11 protein-coding genes are annotated in these 13,665 nt (G+C 70.0%); all 11 read left to right on the top strand.

Going from position 1 to position 13,665, the window contains the following annotated elements; translation table 11 throughout:
• Nucleotides 1-3 precede the first annotated feature (3 nt).
• Nucleotides 4-1,545 carry a UDP-N-acetylmuramoyl-L-alanyl-D-glutamate--2,6-diaminopimelate ligase gene (locus SLQ31_RS13560; RefSeq protein WP_319433382.1) on the top strand — a complete coding sequence of 514 codons (1,542 nt, stop codon included), beginning with the start codon at nucleotides 4-6 and terminating at the stop codon, nucleotides 1,543-1,545.
• Nucleotides 1,542-3,020 (top strand): UDP-N-acetylmuramoyl-tripeptide--D-alanyl-D-alanine ligase, encoded by a 1,479-nt coding sequence (locus tag SLQ31_RS13565; protein ID WP_319433384.1) that lies wholly within the window; start codon nucleotides 1,542-1,544, stop codon nucleotides 3,018-3,020. The genes SLQ31_RS13560 and SLQ31_RS13565 overlap by 4 nt, the downstream gene beginning before the upstream one ends.
• Entirely contained in the window at nucleotides 3,017-4,096 is a 1,080-nt protein-coding gene (gene mraY, locus SLQ31_RS13570) for a phospho-N-acetylmuramoyl-pentapeptide-transferase (protein WP_319433386.1), read from the top strand. Before SLQ31_RS13565 ends, mraY begins: the two co-directional genes overlap by 4 nt.
• A 1-nt stretch (nucleotide 4,097) precedes the next feature.
• A complete protein-coding gene (murD, locus tag SLQ31_RS13575) occupies nucleotides 4,098-5,552 on the top strand; it encodes a UDP-N-acetylmuramoyl-L-alanine--D-glutamate ligase (RefSeq protein WP_319433388.1) in 1,455 nt (484 codons plus the stop codon).
• A gap of 14 nt (nucleotides 5,553-5,566) precedes the next feature.
• Nucleotides 5,567-7,192, top strand: coding sequence for a putative lipid II flippase FtsW (ftsW, locus tag SLQ31_RS13580; protein WP_319434630.1), 1,626 nt, complete (start codon nucleotides 5,567-5,569; stop codon nucleotides 7,190-7,192).
• Nucleotides 7,193-7,215: 23 nt separating this feature from the next.
• Nucleotides 7,216-8,358, top strand: coding sequence for an undecaprenyldiphospho-muramoylpentapeptide beta-N-acetylglucosaminyltransferase (gene murG / locus SLQ31_RS13585; protein WP_319434632.1), 1,143 nt, complete (start codon nucleotides 7,216-7,218; stop codon nucleotides 8,356-8,358).
• Nucleotides 8,355-9,818, top strand: coding sequence for a UDP-N-acetylmuramate--L-alanine ligase (gene murC / locus SLQ31_RS13590; RefSeq protein ID WP_319433390.1), 1,464 nt, complete (start codon nucleotides 8,355-8,357; stop codon nucleotides 9,816-9,818). Before murG ends, murC begins: the two co-directional genes overlap by 4 nt.
• Nucleotides 9,815-10,777, top strand: a complete 963-nt coding sequence (locus SLQ31_RS13595; protein WP_319433392.1) for a cell division protein FtsQ/DivIB — start codon at nucleotides 9,815-9,817, stop codon at nucleotides 10,775-10,777. The genes murC and SLQ31_RS13595 overlap by 4 nt, the downstream gene beginning before the upstream one ends.
• A gap of 189 nt (nucleotides 10,778-10,966) precedes the next feature.
• Nucleotides 10,967-12,127, top strand: a complete 1,161-nt coding sequence (gene ftsZ, locus SLQ31_RS13600; protein WP_319433394.1) for a cell division protein FtsZ — start codon at nucleotides 10,967-10,969, stop codon at nucleotides 12,125-12,127.
• Nucleotides 12,128-12,157: 30 nt separating this feature from the next.
• Nucleotides 12,158-12,865 (top strand): peptidoglycan editing factor PgeF, encoded by a 708-nt coding sequence (gene pgeF, locus SLQ31_RS13605; protein WP_319433396.1) that lies wholly within the window; start codon nucleotides 12,158-12,160, stop codon nucleotides 12,863-12,865.
• Entirely contained in the window at nucleotides 12,862-13,608 is a 747-nt protein-coding gene (locus tag SLQ31_RS13610; protein WP_319433398.1) for a YggS family pyridoxal phosphate-dependent enzyme, read from the top strand. Before pgeF ends, SLQ31_RS13610 begins: the two co-directional genes overlap by 4 nt.
• Nucleotides 13,609-13,665: the final 57 nt, after the last annotated feature.

Here is a 13,665-nt window from a genome sequence, read left to right on the forward strand (position 1 = left end):
CCGATGACCAATGCCTTGCGGCCCCGCACCACACCGGCGCTGAGCCTGCCGACGCTGGCCGCCCGGGTCGGTGCAGTACCCGTCGCAGGCGGTGTCGCTCCCGAGGTACCGATCACCGGCGTAACCCTGCGCGGCCAGGATGCACTGGCCGGGGACCTGTTCGCTGCTCTGCCCGGCTCGTCGTCGCACGGCGCCGAATACACCGGTACCGCCATCGAGGGTGGCGCCGTCGCGGTACTCACCGACGCCGAAGGCCTGGCCGTCATCCACCGCCGCCTCGGCAACCCCGCGCCGATCCCGGTCCTGGTGCATCCGGCACCCCGCTCGGTGCTCGGTGAACTGGCGGCGGCGGTCTACGACCACCCGTCGGACCGGGTGGTGGTCCTCGGCGTCACCGGCACGTCCGGCAAGACCACCACGAGCCACCTGATCGAGGCCGGTCTGCAGTCGGCCGAACGCACTCCCGGGCTGATCGGCACCGTCGGCGTCCGGATCGCCGGGGCCGATGTCCCGAGCGCGCTGACCACCCCGGAAGCCCCTGCCCTGCAGGCACTCCTGGCCGTGATGGCCGAGCGCGGCGTCGATACCGCGGTGATGGAGGTCTCCAGCCACGCACTCGAACTGGGCCGCACCGACGGAATCCGCTTCGCTGCCGGCGGATTCACCAACCTGTCCCGCGACCACCTCGACTTCCATCCCACGATGGCGGCCTACTTCGAAGCCAAGGCGCGGTTGTTCGACCCGGCCTCACCCGCGCACGCCGCCGTTTCGGTGATCTGTGTCGACGACGACGCCGGCCGCGAGATGGCCCGCCGCGCCGCGGATGCGGTGACGGTGTCGGCCGAGGGCCGCCCGGCGAACTGGCGGGCCGAGGACGTGGTGGTGCTCGACGGCGGCGCGCAGGAGTTCACCGCGGTCGACCCCGCCGGTGTGCACCACCGGCTGCGGATCCGCCTGCCGGGCCGCTACAACGTCGCCAACGCGCTGCTGGCGCTGGCGATGCTGGACGTCGTCGGGGTGTCGCCGGAACAGGCCGCGCCCGGGCTGCGCGACGCCTCGGTGCCGGGCCGGCTGGAACCCGTCGAGCGCGGTCAGGACTTCCTCGCCGTCGTCGACTACGCGCACAAACCCGGCGCCCTGCAGGCGGTGCTGGAGACCCTCAAGCCACCGCAGGGCCGGCTCGCGGTGGTGTTCGGCGCGGGCGGTGACCGTGATCCCGGCAAGCGAGAACCCATGGGCCGCATCGCCGCTGAGCTCGCCGATCTGGTGGTCGTCACCGACGACAACCCCCGCAACGAGAAACCCGACAGCATCCGGGCGGCCATCCTGGCCGGAGCCGGTCTCGCCGAGCGGGCCGAGATCGTCGAGATCGGGGACCGGCGCGCGGCGATCCGGCACGCCGTGGCCTGGGCCCGCGGGGGAGACGTGGTGGTGATCGCGGGCAAGGGGCACGAAAAGGGGCAGACCGCGGCCGGGCAGACCCGGCCGTTCGACGATCGTGCGGAGCTCGCGGCCGCCCTCGATGAGCGGGGTGCGGGCCGATGATCGCGCTGACGGTCGCTCAGATCGCCGAGATCGTCGGGGGAGAGCTGGCCGACATCACCCCCGAGGAGGCCGCCCGGCGCACGGTCACCGGAACCGTCGAGTTCGATTCCCGGGCCGTCACCGCGGGCGGACTGTTTCTGGCGCTGCCCGGCGCGCGCTCCGACGGCCATGATTTCGCCGCGGGTGCCGTCGAGGCCGGGGCCGCGGCCGTGCTCGCCGCGCGGCCCGTGGGAGTGCCCGCGATCGTGGTGCCTCCTGCAGCGGCCACCGACGCCGAGGCCGGGGTGCTCGAGCACGATGTCGACGGCTCGGGCGCGGCCGTGCTGGCCGCGCTGGCCAAACTCGCCGCGGCAGTCGCGACCGAATTGGTCGCCGGCGGGCTGACGATCGTCGGGGTCACCGGATCGTCGGGCAAGACGTCGACGAAGGATCTCATCGCCGCGGTGCTGCGGCCGCTGGGCGAGGCGGTGGCCCCACCGGGCTCGTTCAACAACGAGCTCGGGCATCCGTGGACCGTGCTGCGCGCGACCGAGAACACCGACTATCTGGTGCTGGAGATGTCCGCGCGCCATCCCGGCAATATCGCCGCGCTGGCGGCGATCGCCCCGCCGTCGATCGCGGTGGTGCTCAACGTCGGCACCGCCCACCTCGGGGAGTTCGGTTCGCGCGAGGTCATCGCAGCCACGAAAGGTGAACTGGTAGAAGCGGTTCCAGCCTCAGGGGTAGCGATCCTCAACGCCGACGACCCGATGGTGGCCGCGATGGCGCAGCGCACCGCCGCGCGGGTGGTCCGGGTCGGGCAGTCCGAGAGTGCTGACATCCGCGCCGTCGACGTCGAACTCGACGATCTGGCCCGGCCCCGCTTTCGGTTGGTGAGCGCGGCAGGCACCGCCGATGTGCAGTTGGCCGTGCACGGCGAGCATCAGGTCGGCAATGCGCTGAGCGCGGCCGCGGTGGCGCTCGAATGCGGGGCGACCCCCGAGCAGGTGGCCGCCGCGCTGGCCACCGCCGGCCCGGCATCGCGGCATCGCATGGAAGTGCACACCCGGGCCGACGGCGTGACCGTCGTCAACGACGCCTACAACGCCAATCCCGACTCGATGAAGGCCGGTCTGCAGGCGCTGGCGGTGATGGCGCGGTCCAATGCGAGAAGGCGCAGTTGGGCCGTGCTCGGTGAGATGGCTGAGCTGGGGGACGAGGCGATAACCGAGCATGATCGTGTCGGGCGACTCGCCGTGCGCTTAGATATCAGTCGACTCGTCGTCGTCGGAACCGGGAGGACCATGAACGCCATGCACCACGGGGCGGTCATGGAGGGATCCTGGGGTTCGGAATCCACCATGGTCGACGACGCCGACGCTGCCTTGGCATTGCTGCAGGCCGAGTTGGCGCCCGGTGACGTTGTCTTGGTCAAGGCGTCGAACGCGGCCGGGCTCGGGGCACTGGCCGAAGCGCTGCTGGGTGACCCCTCATGAGACTGATCCTGATTGCCGTCGGCATCGCGCTGGCGGTGTCGATCCTGCTGACCCCGGCGCTGATCAAGCTGTTCACCCGTCAGGGCCTTGGCCACGAGATCCGCGAGGACGGCCCGCCGAGCCACAAGACCAAGCGCGGCACGCCGTCGATGGGCGGCGTGGCGATCCTCGTCGGCATCTGGGCCGGTTATTTCGGTACCCACCTGGTCGGCCTTGCGCTTGGCGGGGACGGTCCCTCGGCCTCCGGGTTGCTGGTGCTCGGCCTGGCCACCGCCCTGGGTGCGGTCGGCTTCGTCGACGACCTGATCAAGATCCGGCGCTCGCGCAACCTCGGCCTGAACAAGACCGCCAAGACCGTCGGGCAGCTCACCGCGGCGGTGCTCTTCGGCATCCTGGTGCTGCAGTTCCGCAACGCCGACGGGCTGACCCCGGGCAGCCCGGAGCTGTCCTATGTGCGGGAGATCGCCACCGTCACCCTGAGTTCGGCGGTGTTCGTCTTGTTCTGCGTGGTCGTGGTCAGCGCGTGGTCCAACGCGGTGAACTTCACCGACGGTCTGGATGGGCTGGCCGGCGGCAGCATGGCCATGGTCAGCGCCGCCTACGTGCTGATCACGTTCTGGCAATACCGCAACGCGTGCGCCACCGCCCCCGGGCTGGGCTGCTACAACGTGCGCGACCCGCTGGACCTGGCGGTGCTGGCCGCCGCGACCGCCGGCGCGTGCATCGGGTTCCTGTGGTGGAACGCCGCACCGGCCAAGATCTTCATGGGCGACACCGGATCGCTGGCGTTGGGCGGCATGATCGCGGGACTGTCGGTCACCAGTCGCACCGAAGTGCTGGCGGTGGTGCTGGGTGCGTTGTTCGTCGCCGAGGTGACCTCGGTGGTGGTGCAGATCCTGGCCTTCCGAACTACCGGGCGCCGGGTCTTCCGGATGGCGCCGTTCCACCACCATTTCGAGCTGGTCGGTTGGGCCGAGACGACCGTGATCATCCGGTTCTGGCTGCTCACCGCCATCGCCTGCGGGCTCGGTGTGGCCTTGTTCTACGGCGAGTGGCTGTCGGCCATCGGCGCCTGACATGCAGCCCGGTCTGCAGGACCTGACCTCGGGGGCGCAGGTGCTGGTGACCGGCGCCCGCGTCACCGGGCGGGCGATCGTGGCGGCGCTGGCCTCCTTTGACGTGCATATCACGGTCTGCGACGACAACCCCGAATTGTTAAAAGCGTTGGCGGTCAACGGTATTCATACACTCACGCCCGCCGAGGCGGTCGCCGCGATGGACGGCTTCACGCTGGTGGTCACCAGCCCCGGTTTCCCGCCGGTCGCGCCGGTACTGGCCGCGGCGGCCGCGACCGGTATCCCGATCTGGGGTGACGTCGAGCTGGCCTGGCGCCTGGACGCGGCGGGCCACTATGGGCCGCCGCGGCGCTGGCTGGTGGTCACCGGCACCAACGGCAAGACCACCACCACCTCGATGCTGCACGCCATGCTGGTCGCCGACGGCCGCCGCGCGGTGTTGTGCGGCAACATCGGTGACCCGGTGCTCGACGTGCTGGCCGAGCCGGCCGACCTGCTGGCCGTGGAACTGTCCAGCTTCCAGCTGTTCTGGGCGCCGTCACTGCGCCCGGAGGCGGGCGCGGTGCTCAACGTCGCCGAAGACCACCTCGACTGGCATGGCGGTTTCGACGCCTACGCCGCGGCCAAGGCCGGGGCCCTGACCGGGCGGGTGGCCGTCGTCGGACTCGACGACGCGCCGGCGGCCGGGCTGCTGCCGGCCGCGCCCGCGCCGGTCAAGGCCGGCTTCCGGCTCGGCGAGCCGGCCGCCGGTGAACTGGGCGTGCATGAGGGGATGCTCGTCGACCGGGCGTTCGCCCGCGACCTCCAACTCGCCCCGATCGCCTCGATCCCGGTCGCCGGCCCGGTTGGGGTGCTCGACGCGCTGGGCGCGGCCGCGCTGGCCCGGGCCGTCGGCGTCGCACCCGCCTCGATCGCGGCGGCGCTGGCCGGCTTCCAGGTCGGCCGGCACCGTGCCGAACGGGTCGCGGTCATCGACGGCGTCACCTACGTCGACGACTCCAAGGCCACCAATCCGCATGCCGCCCAGGCGTCGGTGCTGGCCTACCCGCGGGTGGTCTGGGTGGCCGGCGGCCTGCTCAAGGGCGCTTCTGTCGACGCAATGGTCACCCACGTCGCGGATCGGCTGGTCGGGGCGGTGCTCATCGGCGGCGATCGCGCGGTGGTTGCCGAGGCGTTATCGCGACACGCACCCGATGTCCCCGTCATCGAGGTTGTGACACGAGAGGATGCAGTGGTGCATGAGACCACTGTTACTCATGAGACTCGAGTGGTCGACGCCTCCGGGCCCGGCCTTGGTGCCCGGGTGATGACCGAGGTCGTTGCCGCTGCCGCCAGCCTGGCCCACACCGGTGACACGGTGCTACTGGCTCCTGCCGGCGCATCGTTCGACCAGTTCGCCGGCTACGCCGACCGTGGCGACACGTTCGCCGCCGCCGTGCGCGCCGCGGCCCGGTAGCCGCTGTGGCCAACATGCTGTCCCGGCTGCGCCGTCGCGGCCCGGCCGACACCGCAGACGCAACCGACGCCGCAGACGCCGAGGACGGCGCCGAGGTCGAGGCCACTACCGAGCCCGTCGCCGCCGCGCAGCCCGCCAAATCCCGGTTCCAGGTGCCGCTGAAGTTCGGTGCGTGGCTGGGCCGGCCGATGACGTCGTTCCACCTGATCATCTCGGTGTCGGCGCTACTGGTCACCCTCGGGCTGACCATGGTGTTGTCGGCCTCGGGCGTGCACTCCTACGACGAGGACGGCTCACCCTGGGCGATCTTCGGCCGCCAGGTCCTGTGGACCGTGGTGGGTCTGATCGGATTCTGGGTCGCGCTGCGGGTGCCGGTCAGTTTCCTGCGAAACACCGCGTTCGCCGCGTTCGCCGTCACGATCGTGCTGCTGGTGCTGGTGCTGATCCCCGGCATCGGCCACGAATCCAACGGTTCCCGCGGCTGGTTCGTCTTTTTCGGCCTGTCGATGCAGCCCTCGGAGCTCACCAAGATCGCGTTCGCGATCTGGGGCGCGCACATCTTGGCGACCCGGCGCCTGGAGCGGGCGTCGCTGCGGGAAATGCTGATCCCGCTGATCCCCGCCGCGGTGATCGCCCTGGTGTTGATCGTCGCCCAGCCCGACCTCGGCCAGACCGTGTCGCTGGGCATCATCCTGCTGGCCTTGCTCTGGTATGCGGGTCTGCCGCTGAAGGTGTTCGTGAGCTCGCTACTGGCGGCCGTCGGTGCGGCCGCGGTGCTGGCGGTCTCGGAGGGCTACCGCTCGGACCGGGTGCGGTCCTGGCTGGACCCCGGCGCCGACGCCCAGGGCTCGGGCTACCAGGCTCGGCAGGCCAAGTTCGCGCTGGCCAACGGCGGTGTGTTCGGTGACGGGCTGGGCCAGGGCACCGCGAAATGGAACTACCTGCCCAACGCGCACAACGACTTCATATTCGCGATCATCGGCGAGGAGCTGGGCTACGTCGGTGCCTTCGGGATGCTGGCCCTGTTCGGGCTGTTCGCGTATACCGGCATGCGGATCGCCAAGCGCTCGGCTGACCCGTTCCTGCGGCTGCTGACCGCCGCCGCCACCATGTGGGTGATCGGCCAGGTGTTCATCAACGTCGGCTACGTCATCGGCCTGCTGCCGGTTACGGGTATTCAGCTCCCGCTCATCTCGGCGGGCGGAACATCAACGGCGACAACGCTATTCATGATCGGACTGATGGCCAACGCCGCCCGTCACGAACCTGAGGCGGTGGCCGCCCTGCGCGCCGGCCGCGAGGACCGGGTGAATCGCGTGCTGCGGTTGCCGCTGCCCGAGGCCTACGTGCCCTCGCGGGTGGAGGCGCTGCGCGACCGGATGCGGACCACGGGCGGCAAGCCCGCCCGGCCGGGCGCCAAGGCCGCCAAGAAACCGGCCCGCACATCCCAGCCGACCCGCGAACGTGCGCCTTCAGCTGCCAAAACCGGGAAAGTACCTGCAAAAACCCGGACGGCCCAGCGACCCACCCGGCGCTCAGGGCATCATGGTGACGCTCCGCGTAACAGCGCGCAGCAGCCGAATGAGGGAAGCAGCCGCGCACGGGGCTCCCGCAGATTGGAAGGTCAGCGTTACGGGTGAGTGTCTCGGGGGTCGGCGGCGGTGTGAAACGCGGCGACTCGGGCAGCAAGAGCAGTGATGGGAACGCCTCGGTGTCGGTTGTCCTTGCCGGTGGTGGCACCGCCGGACATATCGAACCCGCCATGGCGGTTGCCGACGCACTGAGGGCGCTGGATCCGACCATCCGCATCACCGCGTTGGGCACCCCGCGCGGGCTGGAGACCCGGCTGGTGCCCGATCGCGGCTACGACTTGGAACTCATCACGCCCGTGCCACTACCGCGCAAACTCAACGTCGACCTCGTGCGCCTGCCGATCCGGGTGCGCCGGGCCGTTCGGGAAACCCGGGCCGTGCTCGACGGCGTCGACGCCGACGTGGTGATCGGCTTCGGCGGTTACGTGGCTGTTCCTGCCTACTTGGCGGCGCGTCGGCGCATTCCGGTCGTCGTGCACGAGGCCAACGCACGCGCCGGTATCGCCAACAAGCTCGGTGCCCGCAGCGCCCGCAGGGTCCTTGCCGCCGTGCCCAACTCGGGATTGCGGCACGCCGAGGTGGTCGGCATGCCGGTGCGGGCATCGATCACCTCGCTGGATCGTGTGGCACTACGGGCCGCCGCCCGCGAGCACTTCGGCTTCGCCGAGGACGCCACGGTGCTGCTGGTGTTCGGCGGCTCGCAGGGCGCCGCCTCGATCAACCGCGCGGTATCGGCCGCCGCTGCCGACCTGGCCGCCGCGGGTGTCTCGGTGCTGCACGCCCACGGTCCCAAGAACACCCTCGACCTGCCGACCCCGCAGCCCGGCGACCCGCCGTACGTCGCGGTGCCCTACCTGGACCGGATGGATTTGGCCTACGCCGCCGCCGACCTGGCGATCTGCCGGTCCGGGGCGATGACGGTGGCCGAAGTGTCCGCGGTGGGACTGCCCGCGGTCTACGTGCCGCTGCCGATCGGCAACGGTGAACAGCGGCTCAATGCGCTGCCGGTGGTCAACCCCGGCGGCGGCCTGCTGGTCGAGGACGCCCAGCTCACCCGGGAGTTCGTCGCCCGCGAGGTGGCCGGGCTGATCACCGATGGAGCACGGCTGCAGGCGATGACGGTGGCCGCCGCGCTGGTCGGCCATCGCGACGCCGCGCAGCGGGTGGCCGAGGTGGCCCTGGACGTGGCGCGCACCAGGAAGCGCCGGCGATGAGCGCGGCGAAGGGACCCAAGGGGTTGCCACCCGAGTTGCAGCGGGTGCACATGGTCGGCATCGGCGGCGCCGGGATGTCCGGTATCGCCCGGATCCTGCTGGACCGCGGGGGCATGGTGTCGGGATCCGACGCCAAGGAGTCCCGCGGAGTGGTGGCGTTGCGGGCGCGGGGCGCCGCGATCAGCATCGGCCACGACGCGGACAATCTCGACCTGCTGCCCGGCGGTGCCACCGCGGTGATCACCACCCACGCCGCGATCCCGAAGACCAACCCCGAGCTGGTCGAGGCGCGCAGGCGCGCGATTCCGGTGATCCTGCGGCCGGTGGTGCTGGCCAAGCTGATGGCCGGCCATCGCACCCTGATGGTCACCGGCACCCACGGCAAGACCACGACGACCTCGATGCTCATCGTCGCGTTGCAGCACGCCGGGCTGGACCCGTCCTTCGCCGTCGGCGGTGACCTGGGGGAAGCCGGCACCAACGCGCACAACGGCAGCGGCGACAGCTTCGTCGCCGAGGCCGACGAGAGCGACGGCTCGCTGCTGGAGTACACGCCCGATGTGGCGGTGGTGACCAACATCGAGGCCGATCATCTGGACTTCTTCGGCAGCGAGGAGGCCTACACCGCGGTGTTCGACGCGTTCGTCGAGCGGCTTTCGCCCGGCGGCGCCCTTGTGGTGTGTGCCGATGATCCCGGTTCGGCCGCCTTGGCGGAACGCAGTGCAGCCCTTGGGGTTCGGGTGCTGCGCTATGGCGAGGGCCCGGGTGGCGACCTGGCCGGCGCATTGGTCGACTGGGAGCAGCACGGCACCGGCGCGGTGGCCCACGTCCAGCTCGCCGGTGAGTCCCACCAGCGGGTGATGCGGCTGGAGGTGCCCGGGCGGCACATGGCGCTCAATGCCTTGGCGGCGCTGCTGGCTGCGGTCGAGGGCGGCGCCCCGGCCGATGCGGTGATCGACGGGCTGGCCGGTTTCGAAGGGGTGCGACGGCGTTTCGAGCTGGTCGGCACCGCCGACGGGGTGCGGGTGTTCGACGACTATGCCCATCACCCCACCGAGGTCAGGGCCGCGTTGACCGCGTTGCGGGCAATCGCCCGCCAGGACCGTACCGGCCACCCCACTGTCACGAGTGCTCGCAGCATCGTCGTGTTTCAGCCGCACTTATATTCGCGGACAAAGACTTTCGCGCGTGAGTTCGGCCATGCACTGGACACTGCGGACGAGGTATTCGTGCTCGACGTGTATGCGGCGCGCGAGCAGCCGCTGGCCGGGATCAGCGGGGCGAGCGTGGCGGAGCATGTCAGCGTGCCGGTGCATTACGTCCCCGACTTCTCGGCGGTGGCCGCGCGGGTTGCGGCTGCGGCCCGTCCGGGTGACGTCGTGGTCACCATGGGTGCCGGCGATGTGACGATGCTCGGCCAGGAAATCCTGACGGCATTGCACGACAAGGGGAACCGATGACTGACGATGGGCCCGAGGGCCCGCCGGAGTCGCCCCCCGAAGAGCCCCCCATCATGCCCAAACCGACAAACGGCAGCGAAAGTGCGAGTGAAGACGTGCAAAACGTCGATCTCGACGACAAAGAAGAAGCAGAACCAGAGGATCCCGAGGGCCCCCGCCGGCGGGAACGCCGCGAGCGCGCCGAGCGGCGCGCGGCACAGACCCGCGCGACGGCGATCGAAGACGCTCGCCGCGAGGCCAAGCGCCAGGTCCGCGGTGCGACGGTAGAGGCCCCGAAGGCCTTGGGCAAGAGGGCAGTTCGCGGCCTGAAGCTGCTTACCTGGCTGATCGTGCTGACCATCGTCAGCGTCGCGCTGGGGTTGATCCTCTATTTCACCCCGGTGATGTCGGCCCGCTCGCTGGTGATCACCGGGATCGGTGCGGTCACCCGCGACGAGGTCGTCGACGCGGCCAAGGTCAAGATCGGCACCCCGTTGCTGCAGATCAACACCGACCAGGTGGCCGACCGGGTGGCCGGCATCCGGCGGGTGGCTAGCGCGCGCGTGCAGCGGGAGTATCCGTCGACACTGCGGATCACCATCGTCGAGCGCATCCCGATCGTGGTGAAGGACTACCCCGACGGTCCACACCTGTTCGACCGCGACGGCGTCGATTTCGCGACCGCACCGCCGCCACCGGGGCTGCCGTATATCGACGTCGACCACCCGGGTCCGACCGACCAGCCGACCAGGGCCGCACTCGAGGTGATGACGGCGTTGCGTCCCGAAGTCGTGGGCCAGGTCAGCAGGGTGGCCGCGCCCTCGGTGGCGTCGGTGACGCTGACGCTGACCGACGGCCGCACGGTGGTGTGGGGGACGACCGACCGCACCGAGGAGAAGGCCGAGAAGCTGGCCGCGCTGCTCACTCAGCCGGGACATACCTACGACGTCTCCAGCCCAGACCTGCCGACCGTCAAGTAGCACGCCGTAACCCGCACGCGCGACAAATTCGCCGCGACACGTCGGCGCGCCTCCCCAATCCAGCACCCGCCGGTCATACCGTTCTGTTTGCGCGGAACTACTTGACATAACTCTAAGCCTCTGGTTGAGGTTGAGGGTTTGCCCAGAAGATCCGCAAGACCCGATCCCCACTTGGGAGGAAGACAGACGATGACCCCCCCGCATAACTACCTCGCCGTCATCAAGGTCGTTGGCATCGGCGGCGGCGGCGTCAACGCCGTCAACCGAATGATCGAGCAGGGCCTCAAGGGCGTGGAGTTCATCGCGATCAACACCGACGCCCAGGCGCTGTTGATGAGCGACGCCGACGTCAAGCTCGACGTCGGTCGTGAATCCACCCGTGGCCTTGGTGCCGGCGCCGACCCTGAGGTCGGTCGCAAGGCCGCCGAGGACGCCAAGGACGAGATCGAGGAGCTGCTCCGCGGCGCCGACATGGTGTTCGTCACCGCAGGTGAGGGCGGCGGTACCGGTACCGGCGGCGCACCCGTGGTGGCCACCATCGCCCGCAAGCTCGGCGCACTGACCGTCGGCGTGGTGACCAGGCCGTTCTCCTTCGAGGGCAAGCGCCGCTCGAATCAGGCCGAGAACGGCATCCAGGCGCTGCGCGAAAGCTGCGACACCCTGATCGTCATCCCGAATGACCGGCTGCTGCAGATGGGCGATGCGCAGGTCTCGTTGATGGACGCCTTCCGCAGCGCTGACGAGGTGCTGCTCAACGGCGTGCAGGGCATCACTGACCTGATCACGACTCCCGGCCTGATCAACGTCGACTTCGCCGACGTCAAGGGCGTCATGAGCGGCGCAGGCACGGCGTTGATGGGTATCGGTTCGGCCCGTGGCGACGGGCGGGCACTCAAGGCCGCCGAGATCGCCATCAACTCCCCGCTGCTCGAGGCCTCGATGGAAGGCGCCCAGGGCGTGCTGCTGTCGGTCGCCGGCGGCAGCGACCTCGGTCTGTTCGAGATCAACGAGGCTGCCTCGCTGGTCCAGGAGGCCGCGCACGCCGAGGCCAACATCATCTTCGGCACCGTGATCGACGATTCGCTCGGCGACGAGGTCCGAGTCACCGTGATCGCCGCCGGCTTCGAGTCGGCCAGCCCGAGCCGCAAGCCAGTGGTTGGCGCAACGTCGGCCGGGGCCAACGGGATCGTTCCCGGCGCGGCCGGCAAGCTCAGCTCCTCGCTCTTCGAACCGATCGATGCCGCGAGCGTGCCGGTGCACACCAATGGCGCGACGGTGAGCATCGGTGGTGGCGGCGACGACGGTATCTCCGACGACGACGTCGACGTGCCGCCGTTCATGCGGCACTGACCTCGCCCTCACTGCGCCGATACTGGGTTTGTGACTGTTCGCATCCGCCGCGTGACCACCACCCGCGCCGGTGGTGTCTCGGTGCCGCCGTTCGACAGGTTCAATCTCGGTGACCACGTTGGCGACGATCCCAAGGCGGTCGCGGCCAACCGCAAGCGGCTGGCCGCCGCGATCGGGCTTGCCGACGACCACGTGATCTGGATGAACCAGGTACACAGCGACCACGTCGTGGTCGTCGACGAACCCCGCACCGACTCTGTCGATGACACCGACGCCCTGGTCACCACCACATCGCGACTGGCACTGGCCGTGGTGACCGCGGATTGTGTTCCGGTGCTGATGGCCGACAGTCGCGCCGGCGTGGTGGCCGCCGTGCATGCCGGCCGGGTCGGCGCCGCCGACGGTGTGGTGCTGCGGACCCTGGAAACCATGCTCGCCAAAGGCGCACGCGCCGCAGATATCTCGGTGCTGCTGGGTCCGGCCGTCAGCGGCGCCAACTATGAGGTGCCCGCGAAGATGGCCGCCGACGTCGAAGTCCGGCTGCCCGGCAGCCGCACGACCACCGCACGTGGCACGCCGGGACTGGACCTGCGGGCCGGACTCGCGCGGCAACTAAAAAGCGCGGGGGTGCAGGCGATCGACGTCGACCCGCGGTGCACGGTGGCCGACAAGAATTTATACAGCCACCGGCGGGCCAACCCGACCGGCCGGCTGGCCTGTCTGGTGTGGATGGAATGACGGACGCGGCGACTCGGGACACCGATCTCGCGACCGCCCTGGCCGCGCTGCGGGACCGGCTGTCGGACGCCGCACAGGCCGCCGGCCGTGACGTCGACGACATCGAGCTGCTGCCGATCACCAAGTTCTTCCCGGTCACCGACGTCGCGATCCTGTGGCGGTTGGGCTGCCGGGCGTTCGGCGAATCCCGCGAACAGGAGGCCTCGGCCAAGATCGCCGAGTTCGGCGAGCTCACCGGCGCGACGGACGTGCGCTGGGACATGGTCGGCCAGATCCAGAGCAACAAGGCTAAAGCCATTGCGGCATGGGCCGATACGGTGCACTCGCTGAGCACTGCCAAGGTGGCGGCCGCACTGGATCGCGGCGCCGCGCAGGCGATCGAGGACGGTATCCGGACCGCACCCGTGCGGGTGTTCGTTCAGATCAGCATCGATGGGGACACCTCACGCGGCGGGGTGGACGTCGGCGATCCGGACGCCGTCGACGCCCTGTGCGCCGAGATCGCCGACGCCGGCGCGCTGAAGTTGGTTGGGCTCATGGCTATCCCGCCGCTGAGTACCGATCCCGACACCGCGTTCGCAGCCCTGGCTGCCGAACATCGCCGTGTTTTGCACAACCACCCCGATGCGACAGAGCTGTCCGCGGGGATGTCCGGTGACCTGGAAGCTGCAGTGCGACACGGTTCGACGTGTGTGCGTGTCGGAACCGCGCTTATGGGACAACGTCCTCTAACGTCTCCCTGAGTAGTCACTCCAGTCACATCTTCATCACAGACACCGAACTTCACGCACATTCAGAAG

The organism is Mycobacterium sp. RTGN5, from assembly GCF_033804465.1.
GTDB lineage: Bacteria > Actinomycetota > Actinomycetes > Mycobacteriales > Mycobacteriaceae > Mycobacterium.